The organism is Streptomyces sp. NPDC037401, from assembly GCF_055602345.1.
Genome location: NZ_JBVJWO010000035.1, coordinates 12937 through 34693 on the forward strand (window position 1 = coordinate 12937; position 21757 = coordinate 34693).

The 21757-nt window shown below is 74.4% G+C and carries 22 protein-coding genes; 11 read left to right on the forward strand and 11 right to left on the reverse strand.

Translation table 11 applies throughout. From position 1 onward, the window contains the following. Nucleotides 1–23 precede the first annotated feature (23 nt). Both ACZ7H1_RS29805 and ACZ7H1_RS29810 read left to right on the forward strand, forming a co-directional pair. Nucleotides 24–701, forward strand: a complete 678-nt coding sequence (locus tag ACZ7H1_RS29805; RefSeq protein WP_470790896.1) for a uracil-DNA glycosylase — start codon at nucleotides 24–26, stop codon at nucleotides 699–701. 85 nt (nucleotides 702–786) lie between these two features. Further along, on the forward strand, nucleotides 787–1302 hold the full coding sequence (locus ACZ7H1_RS29810) for a hypothetical protein (protein ID WP_470790897.1): 516 nt from the start codon (nucleotides 787–789) through the stop codon (nucleotides 1300–1302). A 67-nt stretch (nucleotides 1303–1369) separates the two neighbouring features. Here the strand turns inward: ACZ7H1_RS29810 and ACZ7H1_RS29815 are convergent, their stop codons facing one another. Both ACZ7H1_RS29815 and ACZ7H1_RS29820 read right to left on the reverse strand, forming a co-directional pair. After that, nucleotides 1370–1882, reverse strand: coding sequence for a hypothetical protein (locus tag ACZ7H1_RS29815; protein ID WP_470790898.1), 513 nt, complete (start codon nucleotides 1880–1882; stop codon nucleotides 1370–1372). Between the two features lie 73 nt (nucleotides 1883–1955). Further along, complete coding sequence (locus tag ACZ7H1_RS29820; RefSeq protein WP_470790899.1) at nucleotides 1956–2474, reverse strand: DinB family protein; 519 nt, start codon at nucleotides 2472–2474, stop codon at nucleotides 1956–1958. A gap of 116 nt (nucleotides 2475–2590) precedes the next feature. Here ACZ7H1_RS29820 and ACZ7H1_RS29825 point away from each other — a divergent pair, with 116 nt between their 5' ends. After that, on the forward strand, nucleotides 2591–3496 hold the full coding sequence (locus tag ACZ7H1_RS29825; protein WP_470790900.1) for a Gfo/Idh/MocA family protein: 906 nt from the start codon (nucleotides 2591–2593) through the stop codon (nucleotides 3494–3496). Here ACZ7H1_RS29825 and lnt read toward each other — a convergent pair. From lnt to ACZ7H1_RS29850, 5 genes are all read right to left on the reverse strand, one after another. Continuing rightward, the gene (gene lnt / locus ACZ7H1_RS29830) at nucleotides 3420–5021 is read right to left on the reverse strand and encodes an apolipoprotein N-acyltransferase (protein WP_470790901.1); all 1602 of its coding nucleotides are present in this window, start codon (nucleotides 5019–5021) and stop codon (nucleotides 3420–3422) included. The two genes, ACZ7H1_RS29825 and lnt, sit on opposite strands and share 77 nt — an antisense overlap. Nucleotides 5022–5060: 39 nt before the next feature. Beyond that, a complete protein-coding gene (locus tag ACZ7H1_RS29835; RefSeq protein ID WP_470790902.1) occupies nucleotides 5061–5546 on the reverse strand; it encodes a nuclear transport factor 2 family protein in 486 nt (161 codons plus the stop codon). A 69-nt stretch (nucleotides 5547–5615) separates the two neighbouring features. After that, nucleotides 5616–5795: a hypothetical protein gene (locus ACZ7H1_RS29840; protein ID WP_226737656.1), complete on the reverse strand. Its 180-nt coding sequence runs from the start codon at nucleotides 5793–5795 to the stop codon at nucleotides 5616–5618. 132 nt (nucleotides 5796–5927) lie between these two features. Further along, nucleotides 5928–6803, reverse strand: coding sequence for an undecaprenyl-diphosphate phosphatase (locus ACZ7H1_RS29845; protein WP_470790903.1), 876 nt, complete (start codon nucleotides 6801–6803; stop codon nucleotides 5928–5930). A 49-nt stretch (nucleotides 6804–6852) separates the two neighbouring features. Next, on the reverse strand, nucleotides 6853–7557 hold the full coding sequence (locus ACZ7H1_RS29850) for a TVP38/TMEM64 family protein (RefSeq protein WP_470790904.1): 705 nt from the start codon (nucleotides 7555–7557) through the stop codon (nucleotides 6853–6855). A 49-nt stretch (nucleotides 7558–7606) separates the two neighbouring features. On the opposite strand from ACZ7H1_RS29850, the gene ACZ7H1_RS29855 reads away from it, so the two are divergent. From ACZ7H1_RS29855 to ACZ7H1_RS29870, 4 genes are all read left to right on the forward strand, one after another. Continuing rightward, nucleotides 7607–8344: a DNA alkylation repair protein gene (locus tag ACZ7H1_RS29855; protein ID WP_470790905.1), complete on the forward strand. Its 738-nt coding sequence runs from the start codon at nucleotides 7607–7609 to the stop codon at nucleotides 8342–8344. Nucleotides 8345–8605: 261 nt separating this feature from the next. Further along, entirely contained in the window at nucleotides 8606–9790 is a 1185-nt protein-coding gene (gene tuf, locus ACZ7H1_RS29860) for an elongation factor Tu (protein WP_470790906.1), read from the forward strand. 101 nt (nucleotides 9791–9891) lie between these two features. Then, nucleotides 9892–10776, forward strand: coding sequence for a patatin-like phospholipase family protein (locus ACZ7H1_RS29865; protein ID WP_470790907.1), 885 nt, complete (start codon nucleotides 9892–9894; stop codon nucleotides 10774–10776). A 63-nt stretch (nucleotides 10777–10839) separates the two neighbouring features. Further along, a complete protein-coding gene (locus ACZ7H1_RS29870) occupies nucleotides 10840–11685 on the forward strand; it encodes a spermidine synthase (RefSeq protein WP_470790908.1) in 846 nt (281 codons plus the stop codon). Here the strand turns inward: ACZ7H1_RS29870 and ACZ7H1_RS29875 are convergent. Together ACZ7H1_RS29875 and ACZ7H1_RS29880 are read right to left on the reverse strand one after the other, a co-directional pair. Beyond that, entirely contained in the window at nucleotides 11647–12999 is a 1353-nt protein-coding gene (locus ACZ7H1_RS29875) for an MFS transporter (protein ID WP_470790909.1), read from the reverse strand. The genes ACZ7H1_RS29870 and ACZ7H1_RS29875 overlap by 39 nt on opposite strands. Nucleotides 13000–13069: 70 nt before the next feature. After that, on the reverse strand, nucleotides 13070–14161 hold the full coding sequence (locus ACZ7H1_RS29880; protein ID WP_470790910.1) for a DUF8017 domain-containing protein: 1092 nt from the start codon (nucleotides 14159–14161) through the stop codon (nucleotides 13070–13072). Nucleotides 14162–14271: 110 nt separating this feature from the next. On the opposite strand from ACZ7H1_RS29880, the gene ACZ7H1_RS29885 reads away from it, so the two are divergent. The 3 genes from ACZ7H1_RS29885 (at nucleotide 14272) to ACZ7H1_RS29895 (ending at nucleotide 18419) form a co-directional block, all read left to right on the forward strand. Continuing rightward, nucleotides 14272–14709 carry a DUF4442 domain-containing protein gene (locus ACZ7H1_RS29885; protein WP_470790961.1) on the forward strand — a complete coding sequence of 146 codons (438 nt, stop codon included), beginning with the start codon at nucleotides 14272–14274 and terminating at the stop codon, nucleotides 14707–14709. Nucleotides 14710–14960: 251 nt separating this feature from the next. After that, nucleotides 14961–17594, forward strand: a complete 2634-nt coding sequence (locus tag ACZ7H1_RS29890; protein ID WP_470790911.1) for a beta-glucosidase — start codon at nucleotides 14961–14963, stop codon at nucleotides 17592–17594. 72 nt (nucleotides 17595–17666) lie between these two features. Beyond that, nucleotides 17667–18419 (forward strand): DedA family protein, encoded by a 753-nt coding sequence (locus ACZ7H1_RS29895; protein ID WP_470790912.1) that lies wholly within the window; start codon nucleotides 17667–17669, stop codon nucleotides 18417–18419. Between the two features lie 22 nt (nucleotides 18420–18441). On the opposite strand, the gene ACZ7H1_RS29900 is transcribed toward ACZ7H1_RS29895, so the two are convergent. After that, nucleotides 18442–18987 (reverse strand): gamma carbonic anhydrase family protein, encoded by a 546-nt coding sequence (locus tag ACZ7H1_RS29900; protein WP_470790913.1) that lies wholly within the window; start codon nucleotides 18985–18987, stop codon nucleotides 18442–18444. A gap of 129 nt (nucleotides 18988–19116) precedes the next feature. On the opposite strand from ACZ7H1_RS29900, the gene ACZ7H1_RS29905 reads away from it, so the two are divergent. Beyond that, on the forward strand, nucleotides 19117–19872 hold the full coding sequence (locus tag ACZ7H1_RS29905) for an acyltransferase (RefSeq protein WP_470790914.1): 756 nt from the start codon (nucleotides 19117–19119) through the stop codon (nucleotides 19870–19872). A gap of 77 nt (nucleotides 19873–19949) precedes the next feature. On the opposite strand, the gene ACZ7H1_RS29910 is transcribed toward ACZ7H1_RS29905, so the two are convergent. Next, the gene (locus tag ACZ7H1_RS29910; protein ID WP_470790915.1) at nucleotides 19950–21737 is read right to left on the reverse strand and encodes an FG-GAP repeat domain-containing protein; all 1788 of its coding nucleotides are present in this window, start codon (nucleotides 21735–21737) and stop codon (nucleotides 19950–19952) included. Nucleotides 21738–21757 lie beyond the last annotated feature (20 nt).

A 21757-nucleotide genomic window follows, 5' to 3' on the forward strand; every position in this document is an offset into this window, starting at 1 on the left:
AGGTGCTACCGGAGGTTGTTGACGTGACCGAGATCCTGCCCGAGTCCTGGCTCCCCGTCCTCGGCGAGGAACTGGACAAGCCCTACTTCAGGGAACTCACCGAGTTCGTCGAGAAGGAGCGGGCCGGCGGGCCGGTGTACCCGCCGCGCGAGCAGGTGTTCGCCGCGCTCGAGGCCACCCCGTACGACAAGGTCAAGGTCCTGGTGCTCGGCCAGGACCCGTACCACGGCCCCGGCCAGGGCCACGGCCTGTGCTTCTCGGTGCAGCCCGGGGTCAAGACCCCGCCGTCGCTGCGCAACATCTACAAGGAGATGCAGGCCGAGCTCGGCCTGCCGATCCCGGACAACGGCTACCTGATGCCGTGGGCGAAGCAGGGCGTCCTGCTGCTGAACGCCGTGCTCACCGTCCGCGAGAGCGAGCCCAACTCGCACAAGGGCAAGGGCTGGGAGACGTTCACCGACGCGGTGATCCGCGCCGTCGCCTCCCGCCCGGACCCGGCCGTCTTCGTCCTGTGGGGCGCCTACGCCCAGAAGAAGCTGCCGCTGATCGACGAGGAGCGGCACGTCGTGGTCAAGGGTGCCCACCCGTCCCCGCTGTCCGCGAAGAAGTTCTTCGGCTCCCGGCCGTTCACGCAGATCAACGACGCCGTCGCGGCCCAGGGGCATGAGCCGATCGACTGGCGGATCCCGGACCTCGGCTGACGGCGCCACGCGCCTGAGCGTGAATGTCCGTGCCTCCGGTTAGCGTCTGGATGATCACATCGGGTGCTCGGCACGGGAGGCTTCGTTGACGGAGCGGCAGAAGGCGTCGGAAGACGCCGTCATGACCAGGATCGGCCAGGCGATCATGCTGCTCCACGCCGGAGACCGCGAGGAGGCCCGCAACCGCCTCGGGCTGATCTGGTCGGAGATCGGCGAGGACGGCGACGCCCTCCACCGCTGCACGCTGGCGCACTACATGGCCGACGCGCAGGACGACCCCGCCGACGAACTGGCCTGGGACCTGAGGGCCCTGAACGCCGCCGACGGGCTCGCGGACGGGCGCCTCGCCCGCCACGAGCCCTCGGTGGCCGTCCGGGCCTTCTACCCGTCCCTGCACCTCAATCTCGCCGCCGACTACGTCAAGCTCCAGCGCCCGGAGGCGGCCCGGGTCCACCTGGCCCGGGCCCGCGCCGCCACCGGCGCACTGGCCGACGACGGCTACGGCAACGGCGTACGCGCCGCCATCGACCGGCTGGAGCACCGGCTCGCGCAGGACGGCGGAGACACCGGCCCGGGATCCCTCCCGGGCCGGTTCTCCTGAGCCCGAACCCGAGCCCGGGCCGATGCCCCGGCGGGAGAAGGCACGGGCCGGCCGGCTCCCGCCGGGCTCACTCCCCGTAGACGCCCGAGCAGATCCGCGACTCGGGACTGTCCTTGTGCCACTTGCCGTACTTGCGGCCCAGGGCGCACACGTCCGCCGCCTCCACCGGCACCTTCGGCAGGTCCTTCAGGCGGGGCGGACGCTCCTTCGCGTGGCCCGGCGGCTTCGGGCGGACCCGGTCGGCCGCCGGTGCCCGCACCGCCGAGGGCGGCTCGGGATCGTCCGGCAGCGCAGCGGGCGGGATCTCCGGCGCGGGCCGCCGCCCGGGCTCCCCGCGGGCCCCCTCCGCGGCCCGCGGCCGCTCGGGCTCCTCGGCCGGCACCGCCTCCAGGGCCTCCAGCGCGGGCGCCTGCACCAGTACCGGGGCGGGCGCGGGGCCGCCGCGCGGATCGTGCCGCGGCGGTTCGGCCGAGGCCGCGGGCTGCACCGCGACGGGGTTCACATTCACACAGCCGGAGACGGCAGAGACCGCGCAGGCCACTCCGAGCAGCAGCGTTGTCGTGGTTCGGTTTCGATGCACTCGCGCAACTCTGCTGTGCTTCGCCCCGGTTGCGGAAACCAGGACGCGAAATTGACCCCGCACGGGTGACCGGTCATTCGCCGGTGACGCCGTCTATCTGCTCGCGCAGGAGGTCCGCGTGCCCATTGTGCCGGGCGTACTCCTCGATCATGTGGGTGTAGACCCAGCGCAGGCTGAAGTGCTCGCCCCTGCGGCCGCGCTCCGACACGTCGTCCAGCGAGCGCCGCGCCGAGATCTCCCGGGCGCGGGCGATCTCCGCCTGCCAGACGGCCTCGGCCTCGGCGAAGGTGTGCTCCTCCGTGACGTGGAAGTCCCCGTCCCGGTCCTCCTCCGTGGAGTACAGCGGGGGCAGCTCCAGGCCCTCGGTGACCTCCGCGAACCACCAGCGCTCCACCTCGCTCAGGTGGCGTACGAGACCCAGCAGGGTCAGCTCGGAGGGCGGCAGCGCCGCGCGCCGCAGCCGGGCGTCGTCCAGTCCGGCGCACTTCATCGCGAGGGTGGCCCGGTGGAAGTCCAGGAACCCTTCCAGCATCTCGCGTTCACCGGCGGTCGTGGAGGGTTCGGGGCGTTCGTCGATCGTCATGCCGGACATCCTCATTCAACGCCCGGCCCGGCACCAGGGATTAAGGAAAGGCCCTAAGCTGCGAGGACAGGCCCCGGGAGACCGGCGGCGGGCACGTACTCGGCGGCAGGACAGGGAGGCACCCGGTGAAGGTCGGCTGCATCGGACTCGGCGACATCGCGCAGAAGGCCTACCTGCCCGTCCTCACGGCCCGGCCGGGAGTCGAACTGCACCTGCAGACCCGGACCCCGGCCACCCTCGAGGGGGTCGCCGCCCGCCACCACGTCCCCGCGGAGCGCTGCCACACCGGACTCGACTCGCTGCTCGGCCAGGGCCTCGACGCGGCGTTCGTCCACGCCCCGACCGCCGCGCACCCCGAGATCGTCACCCGGCTGCTGGAGGCCGGCGTTCCGACGTACGTCGACAAGCCGCTCTCCTACGACCTCGCAGAATCGCGGCGGCTGGTCGAACTCGCCGAGGAGCGCGGGGTGTCGCTGGCCGTCGGCTTCAACCGGCGCCACGCGCCCGGCTACGCGCAGTGCGCCGAGCACCCCCGCGAGCTGATCGTGATGCAGAAGAACCGGGTCGGGCTGCCCGAGGACCCGCGCACGCTCGTCCTCGACGACTTCATCCACGTCGTGGACACCCTGCGCTTCCTGCTCCCCGGCGAGGCCGACCACATCGACGTCCGGGCCCGGGTCCGGGACGGGCTGATGGAGCAGGTGGTGCTCCAGATGTCCGGAGACGGCTTCACGGCCCTCGGCATCATGAACCGCCTCTCCGGCTCCACCGAGGAGATCCTGGAGGTGTCCGGCCAGGACACCAAGCGCCAGGTGCTCAACCTGGCCGAGGTGATCGACCACAAGGGCCAGCCCTCGGTGCGGCGCCGCGGCGACTGGGTCTCCGTCGCCCGCCAGCGCGGCATCGAGCAGGTCGTGGACTCCTTCCTGGAGGCCGTGACCGTGGGCAGGACCCTCAGCGCCCGCGACGCCCTGCTGACCCACGAACTGTGCGAGCGGGTGGTGCTGACGGCGCTGGAGCAGGCTTCCTGAGGGCCCGTACGGCCTCGGCGGCGCCGTACGCGGCGAGGACGGCGAGCGCCGCGTACACCGGCCAGTCGCCGAAGCGGACGTACGGCGTCACGCCCCGCACCAGCGGTACGGCGTGCACGGCGGCCGCACTGCGCGAGGTGCCCAGTGCGGCGCCGATCCGCTCGCCGGAGGCGCCGTACACCGCGCTCACGCCCGTCAGCGTCGCGTGCACCATCGGGCGGCCCGTCTCGGCGGCGCGCAGCGCGGCCAGCGAGGCGTGCTGCTCAGGGGCCCAGCTGTCCTGGAACGTCGACGTCGCCGACTGGGCGACGAGCAGCGCGGCGCCGTCCCGGACCAGGCGCCGGCTCATGTCGGGGAACGCCGACTCGAAGCACACCAGCGGGCCGAAGCGGACGCCCCCGTGCCCGGGCAGCGGCATCACCACCGGAACCGTTCCGCGGCGGCGGTCCTCACCCGCCGCCTTGCCCACCGAGGTCGCCCAGCCCAGCAGCCCCCGGGCCGGCACGTACTCGCCGAACGGCACCAGCCGCATCTTGTCGTACCGGTCCCCGGTCGGCCCGTCCGGCCCGATCAGCAGCGCGCTCTTGTAGATGCCCGGCGGCCGGTTCGCGCCGGTCCTGCTGCGCGCGTCCACGTTCACCAGCAGCGGTGCGCCCACCTCGGCGGACAGCAGCGCGAGCCGCCGCGCCAGGTCCGGGCGCTCCGCCAGGTCGGCGCCCACGCTGCTCTCGCCCCACACCACCAGGTCGGGCTTGAGCGGCGCCGTCCGCCGGGTCAGCCGCTCACCCGTGGCGAAGCGCCGGTCCACGCTGTCCGGGCCGGCGACCACCCCGGGCTGGACCACGGCCACGCGCAGCGTGCCGACGGCCTCGGGCCGCGGGGCCCATACCCAGACCGCGCCGGTGAGCACGGCGCAGCCCGCCGCGCCGGCCGCGGCCGCCCGCCGGGCCGGGCGAACGGCGATCAGCAGCACCAGTACGCAGTTCACCGCCACCACGACGAGGGTGACCAGCCAGACCCCGCCGACGGACGCCAGCCTCAGGGCCGCGGGCACCTGCCACTGGCTCGCCCCCAGCAGCCCCCACGGCCCGCCCAGCCCCTCCCAGGACCGGGCCAGCTCCGGGAGCAGCCACGCCGCGGGCAGCACGAGCAGGGCGATGCCCGCGCGGGCGCCCTGCCCGGGCCCGGGAGCGCCGCCGAGCAGCCGGCGCACCAGCACGGCCCAAGGGATCCACAGCAGACCCAGCAGCGAGGCCAGCGGTAGCAGGAACACGTGCAGGCTCGGCAGCAGCCAGTGGTGCAGCGCCAGGATCAGCCCGAGGCCCCCCAGCCAGCCCTCCAGGGCCGCCCGGCGGGGCGTGGACGCGGAGCGCAGCAGCAGCATCCAGGGGACCAGGGCGGCGTACGCGAACCACCACAGGGACGGGGCGGGGAACGCGAGGGCGGGCAGCGCTCCGGCAGCCGGGGCCGCGACCAGGCGCCACCGGCTGCGTGCGGGGTCCCCCGGGCCGGCCAGGTCTCGCATGACACGCCTCCGCTTCCAGTGTGGGGTGCCCGCCGCGGATCAGCGCTGGGAGGCCGGGGCCTCCTGGGCGGAGAAGTGGCGCCATTTCTCGTGGACGGTGACCCTGCGCAGCCGCCAGCCGTCGTAGGTGCGGGCCAGGTCGAAGGCGTACCGGCCGCCCGCGACGAAGTTCGGCGCGGTCGAGGCGTCGGCCTCGTCCGTCAGCCGCATCGGGTTCACGAAGTCCGCGCGGACCTCGGCCCGGTCGCCCGGCGACCCGCCGAGGTCCTCCAGGGTGATCCGGCGGTTGACGATGAGGTGCTGGCGGACCGGGAACATCCGCATCGTCTCCGCGAGCCAGTCGGCGACCACGGCCGCGGACCCCTCGATCCCGCCCGCGGAGCTGTAGTCGGCACGCCCGTCCCGGGTGAACAGCTCCCGGTACGCGGCCCAGTCCCCGTCGTCGACGGCCACCGCGTACCCGGTGACCACCGCATCCACGGCCAGCCGGTCCATTACCGTCGCGAGATCCACACGCTGCGTCATCGGGTCAGTGTGGGCGAGCGGGCCCGCCAGGCCAAGGGCCGTGCGGGCACCGGATCTCCGCGCCGGCGCTCAGTGGCCGGAATGCGCCTCGCGCTGGCGTACGACGACCAGGAACGCGTCGGAGGCGAGGTCCATCACCACCTCGGCCGCCACCCCTTCGCGCAGCCGTTCCGCCGCGTACTCCTCCGCGGGCCAGCTCCCGCGCGGACTCCCTGCCGGGAACCGTTCCAGCACCACTCGTCGGCCCATGGGGCACCCCCTGCTCATGCGCGTCCTGCGGCCCCGCTCCGCCTCGTTCGGAGGAGGCTCTCCAGGCACAACGACGCGGGGCCCGCCCGGGAACGTTCCCGGGCGGGCCCCGCGGGGGCGCGACTGCGGCCGTCAGTGGCCCGACTCGCCCGCGTGCGGGCTGAGGGTGTCGGTGCCGACCAGCACGAACAGGGCGATGCCGAGCAGGATCCGGTAGATCACGAACGGCATGAAGCTCTTCGTGGTGATGAACTTCATGAACCACGCGATGACGGCGTATCCGACGAAGAAGGCGATGAACGTCGCGAAGATGGTCGGGCCCCAGGAGACGTGCCCCTCGCCCGCGTCCTTCAGCTCGTACGCGCCGGAGGCGAGCACGGCCGGGATGGCCAGGAGGAAGGAGTAGCGGGCCGCCGCCTCGCGGGTGTAGCCCATCAGCAGACCGCCGGAGATGGTGGCACCCGAACGGGAGACGCCCGGGATCAGCGCCATGGCCTGGCAGACACCGAAGATCAGGCCGTCCCTGACGCCGAGCTCCTTGAGCGTCTTGCGCTCGCGGATCGCACGGTGCTTGCCGCCGATCTCGTCGCGCGCCGCGAGCCGGTCGGCGATGCCGAGGACGATGCCCATGACGATCAGCGTGGTGGCGATCAGCCGCAGGTCGCGGAACGGACCCTCGATCTGGTCCTTGAGCGTCACGCCGAGGACACCGATCGGGATGGAGCCGACGATGACCAGCCAGCCCATCTGCGCGTCGTGGTCGGTGCGGATGAGGGCCCACTTGAACAGCGAACGCCACCACTGCGTCAGAATGCGGCCGATGTCCTTGCGGAAGTAGATGAGAACGGCCGTCTCTGTACCGATCTGGGTGATCGCCGTGAAGGCGGCACCCGGGTCCTCCCAGCCCGCGAACGCCGCGGTCAGCCGCAGGTGCGCGCTGGAGGAAATCGGCAGGAACTCCGTGAGCCCTTGGACGAGACCGAGAATTAGGGATTCGAACCAGCTCATGTCGGGGTGCGCTCGTCCTTAGTGATCGTCGGGCAGGTCGGGTCCGATGCTAGGGCCCGTAGGTGACGCCGTTGACCACAGGGGGGTGGACCGGGGACGGCCTTCCGGCCAACCGGTGGCGCTTGCGCCAGGCCACGGCTCCGGCCGCCAGGCCGGACACGGCGATGAACCCGAAGGACGCCAGGAACGCGGGCGAGGTGGGGGAGGAGGCACTGCTCCCCGCGATGACGTACGCCGCGGTGTTGGGCACCGTGCCGATCGCCGTGGCAAGCAGGAACGGCGTCCACCGCATCCGGGACACGGCGGCGCAGTAATTGGCCGCCGCGAACGGCACCCCGGGGAAGATCCGCACCGCCAGCATCGACCGGAAGCCGTGCCGGCTGAGCTGCCCGTCCGCCGCCTCCAGCCAGCGTCCGCGCACCAGCGGACGCAGCGCCTGCTGTCCCAGCCCGCGGCCCAGCCCGAAGGCGATCGCGGCGCCGGCCACCGTGCCGCCCACCGCGGCCACCACCCCCAGCTGGCTGCCGAACACCGCACCCGCCGCGAGGTTCAGCAGCGGCCGGGGCACGAACGCCGCCGTGCACAGCCCGTACAGCGCCGCGAACAGCAGCACCGCCGGGGCGAGGGGCAGCGCGGGCGGCCGGCCCTCGGACAGCAGCCGCTGCGGTTCGAAGGCCAGCACGCAGGCACCGGCCGCCACGAGCAGCACGGCCAGCAGCGCCAGCCGGGTCCACGGCGCGAGCAGGAGAGACATCCGGCGAGACTAACCGACCCCGCTGTCCGGCCGCCGTAATCTGGACCTCATGCGGACCGACGACCGACGACGACCCGGTGAACCGCCCATGGCCCCGCCGAGCCCGCTGGCCGAACTGCTCGTCGGGCGCCTCACGGCCGCGTACGCCCCGGCCGCCGACCCCGCCAGGGCCGTCGGCGCCGCCGCGTACATGAAGAACGTCGCCCCCTTCCTCGGCCTCGCCACACCGGTCCGCCGGGCCCTGGACCGCGAGGTGACCCGGGGCACGGCCGTGCCCGCCGAAGCGGACTGCGCCGCCCTCGCGCTGCGCTGCTGGCAGCTGCCCGAGCGCGAGTACCGGTACTTCGCCGTCGACTACCTGCGCCGCCATGTACGGCGCTGCTCCTCCGGCCTGCTGCCGGTGGTCCGCCACCTGCTCGTCACCGACCCCTGGTGGGACACGGTCGACCTGCTGGCCGCGCACACCGTCGGCCCGCTGGTCGCCGCGGACCCCGCGCTGCCCGCCGTGATGGACGAGTGGATCGGGGACGACGACCTCTGGCTCGTCCGCACCGCCCTCCTGCACCAGCTGCGCTACAAGGACGCCACCGACGCGGACCGGCTCTTCGGCTACTGCCTGCGCCAGGCCGGCCATCCGGACTTCTTCGTGCGCAAGGCCATCGGCTGGAGCCTGCGCGAGTACGCCAAGACCGACCCGGAGGCGGTCCGCGCCTTCGTCGACGGCGCCCGGGACCGCCTGGCGCCGCTGTCCGTCCGCGAGGCGCTCAGAACCCCCAAGCCGCGCTGAGCGCGCGGAAATTCACTCGACTCCCGGCCGCCCGGGCGGCACGATCGTGGACATGTCCCGGTACGCCTTCCCCACCGAGCCGTCCGCAGTCGCGGATGCGCCGAAGGCTGCCCTCACCGCCGAGACCGCGGCCGCAGCGCCCGTCGGCGGCGCACGAAGCTGACCCTTCCCGGACCGTCCGGCGGACCCCACAGGGGGAGGGTCGGCCAGGCCCGGGGGTCCCCGCCACGCTTCGAGTTCCGGGAAGGAACACGCTCCGCCATGCCCAAGACGGCATTCGTGCGCACCAAGCCGCACCTCAACATCGGCACCATGGGCCACGTCGACCACGGCAAGACCACCCTCACCGCCGCCATCACCAAGGTCCTCGCCGCCCGCGGCGCCGCCGCCTACGTCCCCTTCGACCGCATCGACCGGGCCCCCGAGGAGGCCCGGCGCGGGATCACCATCAACCTCGCCCACGTCGAGTACGAGACCGACACCCGGCACTACGCCCACGTCGACATGCCCGGCCACGCCGACTACGTGAAGAACATGGTCACCGGCGCGGCCCAGCTCGACGGGGCGATCCTCGTGGTCTCCGCGCTCGACGGGGTCATGCCCCAGACCGCCGAACACGTCCTGCTCGCCCGCCAGGTCGGAGTCGACCACGTCGTCGTCGCCCTCAACAAGACGGACGCGGCGGACCCCGAGCTCACCGACCTGGTCGAACTGGAAGTCCGCGAGCTGCTCTCCGCCCACGGCTACGGAGGCGACGCGCTGCCCGTCGTACGCGTCTCCGGGCTCGGCGCGCTGGCGGGCGACCCGAAGTGGACCGCGGCCGTCGAGGCCCTGCTCGACGCGGTCGACACGTACGTGCCGGTGCCGGTGCGCTACACGGAGGCGCCCTTCCTGCTGCCCGTCGAGAACGTCCTCACCATCACCGGGCGCGGCACGGTCGTCACCGGCGCGGTCGAGCGCGGCACGGTCCGCACCGGCGACCGCGTGGCCCTGCTCGGCGGCAGCGGCAGCGGCGAGCCGGTGGAGACGGTCGTCACCGGTCTGGAGACCTTCGGCAGGCCGATGGAGCACGCCGAGGCGGGCGACAGCGTCGCCCTGCTGCTGCGCTCCGTGCCACGCGACGGCGTGCGGCGCGGCCATGTCGTGGCCGCGCCCGGGAGCGTCACCCCGAGCCGCCGGTTCCGGGCGCGGGTGTACCTGCTGTCCGGGCGGGAAGGCGGCCGCAGCACCCCGCTGACCAGCGGCTACCGGCCGCAGTTCTACATCCGTACCGCGGACGTGGTCGGCGGGGTGGACCTGGGCGCCGCCGCGGCCGCCCGGCCCGGCGAGACGGTCACCATGACCGTCGAGCTCGGTCGTGACGTGCCGTTGGAGGCGGGCCTCGGCTTCGCGATCCGCGAGGGCGGCCGCACGGTCGGCGCGGGCACGGTGACCGAGCTGCTCTGAGCGGAGGGGACCCGGGCGTGGTGACGGCGGGAGGTCTGCGTCAGACTGCCGTCACCACAGCCGCGCCCCACCGGGCCGCGGCGCGGGCCAGGGAGGCAGAGATGAGCGGCACGGCACTCGTGCTCGGCGGCGGCGGGCTCACGGGGATCGGCTGGGAGGCCGGCATCCTGCACGGTCTGGCGGCGGCGGGCATCGACCTGGGCACGGCCGGCCTGGTCGTCGGGACCTCCGCAGGCTCGGTCGTGGGCGCCCAGCTCACCTCCGGGCTGCTGACCGCGGCGGAACTGTACGAGCGCCAGCTCGTGGACCCCGCCGGGGAGACCGCGGCCACCCTCGGCCCGGGACTGATCGCCCGCTACGGCCTCGCCATGCTCCGGGCGAAGGACCAGGAGGACTACGGCCGCCGGATGGGCGCCTTCGCGCTGGCGGCGCAGACGGGGGACGAGGCGGAGCGGCGCGCGGTGCTGGCCCGCCGACTGGTCTCGCACACGTGGCCGCAGCGGCGGCTGCTCGTGACCGCGGTGGACGCGGTGACGGGGCGGCTGCGCGCCTTCGACGGGCAGGACGGGCAGGACGGGCAGGACGCGCGGGCACAGGAGGGGCAGCAGGGGCCCGGTCTGGTCGACGCGGTGGCGGCGAGCTGCGCCGTGCCCGGCGTGTGGCCGCCGGTCACCATCGGAGGCCGGCGGTTCATCGACGGCGGCATGCGCTCGTCCGCCAACGCCGACCTGGCCGCAGGCTGCGAGCGCGTGGTGATCATCGCGCCGATGGGGGTCGGCGCCGGGGTGGTGCCCACGGCCCGCGCCCAGGCCGAGCGGCTGCGGGCCGACGGCGCGAAGGTGCTGCTGATCACGCCGGACCGGGCGGCCCGCAAGGCGTTCGGCCGCAACGTCCTCGACCCGGCGCGCCGGGCGCCCGCCGCGCGGGCGGGTCTGGCGCAGGCGGCGGCCCACGCGGAGGCCGCGGCGGCCGTCTGGTCCGGCTGAGGCTCCCGCCCCGCCGGCCCGCCCGCGGCTCCCGGGCCGCTGCACAGCGGCGACAATGGACCCGTGGACGAAGCGAAGCCCGTGATGCGGGACGTGGGCGGCGGGACCGCCAAGCTCATGCCCGACATCGACCGGCCGCGGGCCTGGCTGCTGACGGTCGACGGCGCACCCCAGTCGTACGTGGACCTCGACGACCCCGGGCACCTCGAGTTCGAGTACGTCCGGCGGCTGGGCCACGTACTGGACTGCGCGGCCGAACCGGCGGTGCCGCTGGACCTCGTCCACCTCGGCGCCGGCGCCGGCACGCTGGCGCGTTACGCGGCCGCCACCCGGCCCGGCTCCCGCCAGCAGGTGGTCGACGCCGACCGGGAGCTGCTGGAGCTCGTCGCCGAGCAGCTGCCGCTGCCCGCGGACGCCGGCATCGCGGTCCACTCCGCCGATGCCCGGGCCTGGCTGGAAGCGGCCCCCGACCACAGCGCCGACGTCCTGATCGGGGACGTGTTCGGCGGCTCCCGGGTGCCCGCACAGCTGACCTCCGCCGAGTACGCGCGGACGGCGGCCCGTGTCGTGCGGCCCGGCGGGCTCTACGCCGCGAACCTCGCCGACGGCGCGCCCTTCGCGTTCCTCCGCTCGCAGCTGGCGAACTTCGCCGCAGCCTTCCCCTGGCTCGCCCTGGTCGCGGAGCCGTCCGTGCTGCGCGGGCGGCGGTTCGGCAACGCCGTCCTGCTCGCCTCGCACACGGAGTTCGACCCCGGGCCGCTGGCTCGGCGGTGCGCCGCCGACCCCTTCCCGGCGCGGGTCGAGCACGGGGCGGCGCTGGCCCGCTTCACCGGCGCCGCGCGGCCCGTGGGGGACGCGGACGCCGTGCCGTCACCCCAGCCGCCCGACGGGGCGTTCAGCCTCGGCTGACGCCCCCGGCCCCGTCGTTGCAGGCGTCGCAGACAGGGCAGGGGCTGCCGGCCCGGCCGCCGAGCCCGCCACGGCCCCGGCCCTGGGACCCGTGGGCCGCCGGGTCATCCGGCGTACGTCGGGGACGGCCAGCACGGCCGCCGTCGCCAGGACGACCAGCGCCGAGCAGCCCCACAGCGCGGTGGTACGCCCGAACAGCGACTCCGCGGGGCCCGCCAGCGCCGTGGCGAGCGGCAGCATCGACACCGAGCCGAACCAGTCGTAGGCGGAGACGCGGGAGAACTTCTCCTCGGGGATCTCCTGGTGCATGGTCGTCATCCAGCAGACGCCGAAGCCCTCGATCGCCACGCCGCTGACGAACATGACCGCGCACAGCCCCCAGGTCGGCAGCGGCACCGCGAGCGCCGCCGACGGCAGGGCCAGCGGGAACACGCAGAAGGTGGCGAACAGCAGCAGCCGGTGCGGCTTCCACCGCATCATCAGCAGCGCGCCGGCGAGGGTGCCCGCGCCGAAGGCGCCGAGCGCCAGTCCCCAGGGGGCGGGGCCGCCGAGCTGGTCCCGGGCGACCAGCGGCCCGTACACGGACTCCGCCGCTCCCACGACCGCGACCACGACGGAGAACTGGAGCACGATGCCCCACAGCCAGGGCCGGGTGACGAACTCCTGCCAGCCCTCGCGCAGGTCGGACAGCATGCCGCCGCCGGGGGCGCGCTCGGGAATGTGGCTGACGTCGAGGAACGCCCGCAGGGCGCCCGCGAGGGCGAAGGCGGCGGCGTCCACGGCGAGCACCCAGCCGGGCCCGAGCGCCGCGATCATGGCGCCGCCGAGGGCGGCTCCGCCGATGCCCGCGCCGTTCATGGCCATCCGGAACAGGGCGAAGGCGCGGTTGGCCTGGTCCCCCGAGACGCTCGAGAGCAGCATGCCCTCGGCGGCGGGGTTGAAGAAGGCCTGGCCGGTGCCGCACAGGGCGGTGAGCAGCATCATCTGCCACAGCTGCGGGTCGCCGGCGAGGACGAGGACCGCGAAGACGCCCTGGGAGACGCAGTTGAGGGCGTTGGCCGCGACCATCACCCGGTGCCGGGGCAGCCGGTCGGCGAGCGCGCCGCCGATCAGCAGGAACAGGACCAGGGGAAGGGTGCGGGCCGCGGCGACCATGCCCACGTCCCCGCCCGACCCGCCCGCGTCGAGCACGGCGAAGGCCGCCGCGATCAGGGCGCCGTGGCTGCCCAGGTTGGTCACGACCGCGGCGGCCGTCAGCAGGGTGTAGTTGCGTCCCGCCCAGGCAGGGCGGCGGAGGGCGGTACGAGAGCTCACCCCGGGACTATCCCTGCCCCCGGCCGGGAATCCAAATGGGATTTACGGCCGGGGCGGGAGCGGCCCGCGATCACTGTGCGGTCAGGCGCACCGAGCTCAGGATCTTCTTGTAGACCGCCGGGGCGATCTCTTCCTTGACGTTGTTGGGACCGAACAGCACGAAGCTCGCGAAGTCGCCCTTGGCGGTCTTGAAGCTGAAGGCCAGCCCCTTGCCGTCCGTGGAGCACTTGTTCTTCTTCTTCACGCCGTTGGCGTTGGCCGTCGCGACGTGGCCGGTGAGGCCGGACGTGGTGGTGTACGGCTTGGCCTTGGAGACCTTCACCGTGCCCTTGGGCTCCTGCTGGGCATAGGCGGCCCAGACCCAGTTGCCGGCCTCGTTACGCGCTGCCTCGGCGGTGTTCTTGGCGCCCTGGCCGCCCTTGGTGCCGGCGTCGGTCAGGCTCGTCTTCTCCGTGTAGCCGTCCTTGTTGGTGTCGACCGTGCACCACTCCTCCTTCCAGGTCGCCGTGCCCGACATGCTGACGACGGGCATGCCGTCGGCCTTCTTGGCGTCGCTGAAGCCCCGCGAGACGGTGGGGCCGTCCACCTTCCACTCCGGCGGAACGTCGAAGGCCACCCCGTACTTGGGGTTGACCACGACCTTCCAGCCCGGGATCTGGGGCGGGGTGTCGCCGCCGGCCCGCGGGTTGGCGGTCGGCGAGGCGGGGGCGCTGCTGGACGCCGGGGCGCTCGGCTTGGAGTCGGCCTGGTCGCCCTTGCCGTCGTCCTTGTTCAGGACGATTCCCGCCGTGACCGAGCCGGCCGCGACGACGGCGACGACCGCGCCGATCGCGATGAGGGTGGTGGTGTTGCGGCGCTTGGGGGGTGCGGGCGGCTGCTCGTACCCCCAGGACTCGACGGTCGGCGGCTGCGGGTAGCCGAACTGGCCGTCGGGGACGGGCTGCTGGGCGTAGCCGTAGGCGCCGGGGGGCGCCGGGGGCTGCTGGGGGTAGCCGTAGCCTCCCCCCTGCGGCGGGGGTTGCTGGGGGTAGCCGTAGCCACCGGGCTGGGGCGGAGCCGGCTGCTGGTACGGGTTCGGCTCACCACCTGGCTGCTGGTACGGGTTCGGCTGCCCGTTCTGCGTGTTCTGCTCGCCCCCGGGCGGCTGCTGTTCTGGCCACATGGCCAGTAACGATAAAGGGGACCGGGCGGCGGTGCCACGGCCGCCCCCGGCCAGGTCTGGCCAAGCCGGGCTACTCGCGGGTAACATCATGCTCCATGAGCGCTGATCAGATGAACGTGGGCGAACTGCTCGCCGCCACGGTGCCGATGGCCCGCACCCTGAACCTGGAGTTCCTGGAGACCACCCCGGAGCGCGCCGTCGTGCGGCTGCCGGACCAGGCCGCGTACCACAACCACGTCGGCGGCCCGCACGCCGGCGCGATGTTCACCCTCGCCGAGTCCGCGAGCGGCGCCATCGTCCTCGCCGCCTTCGGCGACCAGCTCTCGCGCGCCGTGCCGCTCGCCGTCAAGGCCGAGATCGGCTACAAGAAGCTCGCCAAGGGCGTCGTCACCGCGACCGCCACCCTCGGCCGCCCGGCCGCCGAGGTCGTCGCGGAGCTGGACGCGGGCGGCCGCCCCGAGTTCCCCGTCTCGATCAGCATCCAGCGCGAGGACGAGGCCGTCACCGGCGAGATGACGGTCGTCTGGACCCTGCGCCCCAACGCCTGACCGTTCCGGCACGGACCGGCAGGGGCCTTCGGGGCAGCTGCCCACCACCGGTACTCACCCGCACGCCCGTCCGGGCACCCCCGCCGTCCGGGGTGTCCTGGCGGGCGTGCGGCGTTGGCGCAGCCGGGGGAATCCCGGAGGCGGGCGGGGAGTCCGGCGGGGATCCGGGGGAAGCCTGGCACACAGTGGCCGCGAAGCCGTCCCGCACGGGACGCGCGCGCCGGGTGCCGCCCTCCGAGGAGTGACCGCCGATGACCGAGGACCGCCGGCCGGGGGACCGGCCGACGAGCGCGTACGGGCCGACGGGCGAGGACCGGCCGACGGGCGGGGACCGGGGGGAGAGCGGGGGCCGGCCGGTCGCCGGGGCCCTGTCCCGGCGTACCGCCATCCGCCTGCTCGGTGCCGCCACCGTCGTCGCGGGAACGCCCGGCTGCGCTCCCCAGCAGGCCGGGGCCGGCCCGCGCACCGGAGCCCGGCCCACCCCCGCCGACCCGCCCGCGGCCCGCCAGGCCGCCCGCCCCGGCAGCGAGGCACGCGTCGAGGCGCTGGTCGAACGCCTCACCCTCGACGAGAAGATCCGCCTGCTGCACGGCGACCGCGACCCCGCCGCCCTCGGCCAGGCCGGATACGTCCCGGGCGTACCCCGCCTGTCCATCCCCGCCCTGCGGCTCGCGGACGGACCCGCCGGCGTGCGCGTGGCCCGCCCGGCCACCGCGCTCCCCGCGCCCGTGCTGCTCGCGTCCGCCTTCGACCCCGAACTCGCCCGCGAGTACGGCCGGGTGATCGGCCGCGAAGGCCGGGCGCTCGGGCAGGACGTCCTCCTGTCGCCCATGGTGAACCTCATCCGCACCCCGTACGCCGGACGGAACTTCGAGACCTTCTCCGAGGACCCCAAGCTCACCGCGGACCTGGTCGCCGAGGTGATCCGCGGGATCCAGGAGGAGGGCCTGATCGCCACCGTCAAGCACTACGCCCTCAACAACCAGGAAGAAGGCCGCACCACCGTCGACGTCGTCGCGGGCGAGCAGACCCTGCACGAGACGGAGCTGCGCGGCTTCGAAGCCGCCGTGGCCGCCGGGGCCGGCTCGGTGATGGGCGCGTACAACAAGGTCAACGGCACCTACGCGTGCGAGAACAAGCCCCTGCTGGAAGACCTGCTGCGCGCACGCTGGGGCTTCGCCGGCTGGGTCGTGTCCGACTGGGACGCCACGCACAGCACCGCCGCCGCGATCGGCGCGGGCCTCGACATGGAGATGCCCGGCGGCCGCCACTACGGCGACGCCCTCCGCAAGGCCGTCACCGGCGGCACGGTCCCCGTGGCCTCCGTCGACCGCGCGGTCCGCCGGATCCTCGGCACGCTCGACCGCTTCGGGCTCCTCGACGGCACGGCGCCCCCGCGGCCCGCCCGCGACCCCGCCGCCGGAGCCGCCACCGCCCGCAAGGCCGCCCTGGCCGGGGCGGTGCTGCTGCGCAACGAGCGCCGCACGCTCCCGCTGGCCGGGCCCGCGGCCCGTTCGCTCGCCGTCGTCGGCCCCACCGGCGCGGTGCCCTTCGTCAGCGGGGGCGGCAGCGCCCACGTGGTCCCCGACCGGGCCGACAGCCCGCTCGCCGCGATCCGGGCCCGGGCCGGGAAGGGCGCCCGGGTGGACCACGCGCCCGGCGAGGACCTGTACGGGATGCCGCTGCCCGCGCGGGCCCTCGCCCCGGCCGTCGGTCTCGAAGACCGCACGGTCGCCGCCGGCGGCACCTGGAACTGGACGGGCACCCTCACGCTCCCCGCCGAGGACGAGTGGACCCTGATCGTCCACTACACCGGCAAGCGGCCCGCCGTCCTGCTCGACGGCCGCGAGCTCTTCCCCGTACGCGCGGGTGTGGCCGAGTACTTCGCCGGCGGGCTGCTGGGCACCGCACCCGACGGGATGACCGTGCGCCGCGCCACCGTGAAGCTGACCGCGGGGGCGCACCGGCTCTCGGTCACCGCTGCGGGCGGACCGTCCGGGCAGCGCTTCCGGCTGCAGCACACCAGCGGCGCCACCCGGGCCGCGGACCTGGACCGGGCGGTGCGCGCCGCCCGCGCGGCCCACAGTGTCGTGCTCTTCGCGTACGAGGACGCCACCGAGGGCCGCGACCGCACCACGCTCGCCCTGCCCGGCGGGCAGCAGCAGCTCGTCGAGGCCGTCACCGCGGCCAACCCCCGCACCACGGTCGTCCTCAACACCTCGTCGAGCACCACCATGCCCTGGCTGGAGAGGACCGGCGCCGTCCTCCAGATGTACTACCCCGGCCAGGAGGGCGCGGCCGCGACGGCCGCCGTGCTCTTCGGCGACGCCGACCCGGGCGGGCGGCTCACCCAGACCTTCCCGGCCGCCGAGAACGTCCACCCCGTTGCGGGCGACCCGCTGCGCTACCCGGGCGTCGGCGGGCGCCAGGAGTACACCGAAGGCGTGCACGTCGGGCACCGCTGGTACGACAAGGAGCGCGTGGCCCCGCTGTTCCCGTTCGGGCACGGCCTCTCGTACACGTCCTTCCGCTACGAGAAGCCGTCGGTGCGGCCCGGCGAGGGCGGCCTGCGCGTGCAGTTCACCGTGCGGAACACCGGGAAGCGGGCCGGTACCGAGGTGGCGCAGGTGTACGTCGGCCCGTCGCCGGACCTGAGTCTCGACCAGCCCGTCCGGGCCCTCGCCGGGTACCGGCGGCTCCGGCTGGCCGCGGGCGAGGCCCAGCGGGTCACCGTCGACGTCGACGCCCGCACGCTGTCCTCCTGGGACCCCGCGCGGCACGGCTGGGTGCTCGGCACCGGAGCGCGGACCGTGTGGGTGGGCAGGTCCTCGAGGGACCTCCCGCTGCAGGCGAAGGCCGTGGTGAGGGCCCCGGGCGGGAACTGACCGCGGGCCCGGAACGGGTAGGCTGCCCGCCGTGCGCCGCAGGGGGCGCACGGGACGCGGGAGGACGCACCAGTGCACATCCAGGAATGGCTCGAGACCGTCCCGGCGGTCAGCATCTACATCCTGGTCGGCGTGGTGATCGGGCTGGAGAGCCTGGGCATTCCGCTGCCGGGCGAGATCATCCTCGTCAGCTCGGCGCTGCTGGCCTCCCAGCACGGCGACATCGACCCGGTGATCCTCGGAGTCTGCGCCACCGCGGGTGCGATCATCGGCGACTCGATCGGCTACGCGATCGGGCGCAAGGGCGGCCGGCCGCTGCTGGCCCGGCTCGGCAGGCGCTTCCCCAAGCACTTCAGCGAGTCGAACATCGCGATGGCCGAGCGCTCCTTCGAGAAGTGGGGCATGTGGGCGGTCTTCTTCGGCCGCTTCGTGGCCCTGCTGCGGATCTTCGCGGGCCCGCTCGCCGGCGTCCTGCACATGCCGTACTGGAAGTTCCTCGTCGCCAACGTCTTCGGCGGCATCCTGTGGGCGGGCGGCACGACCGCCGTCATCTACTACGTCGGCGTGGTCGCCGAGGCCTGGCTCAAGCGCTTCTCCTGGCTGGGCCTGGTGCTGGCCGTGCTGATCGGCGTCGGCTCCATGCTGGTCCTCAAGAGCCGGGCGAAGAAGGCGGCGGCCGAGGCCGAGGCCGCCGGGACGGCCGCCGAGGCGGCCGCGCCCGCTCCGGCGGAATCCCCCGCGGGCATCCCGGCAGGCGTCCCGGCAGAGGTCCCTGGAGAGGCTTCCGCGGACGCGCAGCGCGTGCCGGCGGCGGCCACCGACTGACCGGCGGCCGCCCGGCCCCCGGTCACGCGCCGGGGGTCACCGCAGCCCGGTGCTGCTTCGCCAGCTCCAGGTACATCGAGGCGTTGAGGCGGATGCCCGCGCGCTCCTCCTCGGTCAGCTCCCGGCGCACCTTCGCCGGGACCCCCGCGACCAGGGAGCCGGGCGGGACCTGCATGCCCTGCGGTACGAGCGCCTGCGCGGCGACCAGGGAACCGGCTCCGATCACGGCGCCGTTGAGCACGGTCGCCCCCATGCCGATCAGGCAGTCGTCCTCGACCGTGCAGCCGTGCACGACGGCGTTGTGGCCGATGGAGACGCGCTCGCCGATGGTGACGGGGAAGCCCGGGTCCACGTGGACGGTGCAGTTGTCCTGCACGTTGCTGTCGGCACCGAGCGTGATGGGACCGCAGTCGGCGCGCAGCACCGCGGAGTACCAGACGCTCGTGCCCGCCGCGAGGGTGACGTCGCCCACCACGACGGACGTGGGCGCGGCGAACGCCTCCGGGTCCACCTGCGGGGACTTCCCGCCGACGCCCGCGACGAGGGCCCGCTCGGCCTGACTGGTCATGATCTCTCCCTTGGTTCCGGTACCGCGCCACCAGCACGGTAGGCCACCGGCCGCGACCGGTGGCCGATGGGGTGAAGATCACAGGCTGCCGGGCCGGACGGCGCAGGCCCGGAGCACTACCGTGGCCGGGTGCCGAAGAACCAGAACACGTTCTCATCGCTGGCCGCCTGGCGGCGCCGGGCCGCCTCCCGGGCCGTCCACGCGGGCTGGCGCTGGATGCAGCAGGCCGGCGCCGTCACCGCTCAGGCGCCCGGGCGGCTGCGGTTCGGCGCCATCGGCGCAGGCACCCGGCTGGCCTTCCCGCAGGGCACGGTGTTCGGCGAGCGCTGGATCCACCTGGGCAGCCACTGCATCATCGGCGAGCAGGTCACCCTGACCGCCGGGATGATGCCCGACCTCGACCTCGGCCGGGACCCGGTGCTGGTGCTCGGCGACGGGGTCGTCCTGGGCCGCGGCAGCCACGTGATCGCCGACACCCGGGTGACCATCGGCTCCGACACCTTCTGCGGCCCCGGGGTCTACATCACCTCCACGAACCACAGCTACGACGATCCGCACCAGCCCGTCGGCCGGCAGTGGCCGCGCAGCGCGCCCGTGGAGATCGGCCCCGGCTGCTGGCTGGGCACCGGCGCGGTGATCCTGCCCGGCGCGCGGCTGGGTCGCAACGTCGTCGTCGCCGCGGGCGCCGTGGTGCGCGGCGAGGTCCCCGACCACGCGGTGGTGGCCGGGGCCCCGGCCCGGATCGTGCGGCGCTGGGACGCCGAGAACGGCTGGCAGCCGCCGCTGCGCACGCCTGCGCCCGTACCGATCCCGGACCACGTCACTCCGGAACAGCTCGTCGCCCTCGAGGAGGCCGAGCGCGCCGCGGCGCCTCCCGGACGCTAAGCGGTCCCGGCCGCAGAAGCCCGGACGGGCATCCCCTCCGGCTTCTGCGGCCGGGAGGGTCGGCGTGCGGCGACGGGTCAGAAGAGCACCCGGAACTTGTTCCAGCCGGTCGCGACCTTGACCGGCGAGGCGAAGGTGGCCGTCCCCGCGCGGCCGGTGGAGCTCAGGCGGAACAGGTTGCCCGCGGCGTCCCGGGCGAGCAGGTCGCCCTTGCTGTCGCCGTTGAGGTCGCCGGGGGCGATGAGCTTGTTGTAGCCGCCCCAGCCGGTGGCCACCAGCGTGCGGGCCGCGAACGGGGCGGTGGCCCTCCCGGTGCCGCGGAAGAGGTAGACGTTGCCCGCGCCGTCGCGGCCGACCAGGTCGGGCCGCCCGTCGCCGCTGTAGTCGCCCGCGCCGATCAGGGCGTTGTACCCGCCCCAGCCGGTGCCCACCTTCACCCGGGCGCCCAGCGCGGTCTGGAAGGCGCCGTTGCCGGGGAACAGCCAGAGTGCTCCCGCGCCGTCGCGGGCCAGCAGGTCGCCCAGTCCGTCGCCGGTCAGGTCGCCCACGCCCACCGTGTGGTTGTACGCCCAGTTGGTGCTGGCGACGCGGCTGTTGATGGTGAGCTTCTTGCCCAGGACCTCCACGAAGCCCGCGTGGTCGCTGCGGTGCAGGGCGGCGGCGTAGTAGTAGCGGATGCCCGGGGGCTGGGGCTCGGTGGTGCCCAGGTCCTCTTCCTCGAGGTCGCTGTTGTAGAGGTTGAGGTACTTGGACCAGTGCCAGTCGGAGGTCACCCCGATGTGCTGGGCCCGGCCGTACAGGTGGGTGGTCCCGGCGCCGACGAGGAACTGCGAGTAGTACCAGCCCGTACCGAACCGGGCGGGGGAGGAGAACTTCCCGCCGCCGGTGGACAGGTGGTACATCAGGTCGCCGTTCCACTTGCGCGCGAGCAGGTCGCTGCGGCCGTCGTTGTTCAGGTCGTCCGCACCGATGATCATGTTGTACGCGTTCCAGCCGGCGCCGATCCTGACGCGGGGGCGGAACGGCGCGGTGGCCGAGCCGGTGCCCTTGTAGAACCAGAGCACGCCGTCGACGGTGCGGGCCACGACGTCGCCGATGGTGTCCCCGTCGACGTCGTTGGCGGCGACGAGCTGGTCGTAGACCTGCCAGCCGCCGCCGATCCTGACGCGGGGGGCGAAGGGGCCGCCCTCGATCTTCCCGGTGCCCTTGTAGAGGTACAGGTCGCCGCCGTGCGTACGGGCCAGCAGGTCGGGCCGGCCGTCCTTGGTCAGGTCCCCGGCGCCCAGCACGCGGTTGTAGACCTGCCAGCCGCGCCCGGTCCAGCGGGGCTTGGTGGTGCGGTCGAGGAGGGCGGTGTAGACCGTGAGCCGCCCGTCCGAGGAGAGCGTCGCGAGGTCGGTCAGCGCCTCGGAGCCGAGGTCGCCGGTCGGGATGATGTCGGCGAAGACCTCGTTGCGGTCGGCCGCGTCGATGGCGTACCAGGAGTAGTCGTAGCCCGACGAGGACAGGTACACGACGTTGTCGTGCCGGTAGACCTGCTCGAGGATCTCGCTGTACCCGTCGTGGTCGAGGTCGAGCCGGGGCTTGGCGCGGGCCGCCGCGGCCGCGGTGCCGCCGACGGTGTGCGGCCGGGCGATGCGGGCCGTGACGCGCGACGCGGGCGGCTGCTGCCGGGCGTCGTCGGCCAGTGGCCCGGCGAGACCGGCCGGCGCGCCGCCGGAGACCGGAGCCGGAACGGGCGCCGGAGCGGGGGCCCGGCCGGGCGGCCCGGCGGCGGCGCTCCCCCCGGTCAGCACGGTGGCGGAGAGCGCGAGCACGGTGGCGGTCGCGAGCAGGCCGGCGCGTCTGAGCTGCTGTGAGAACAAGGTCCCCCCTCGGGACTTAT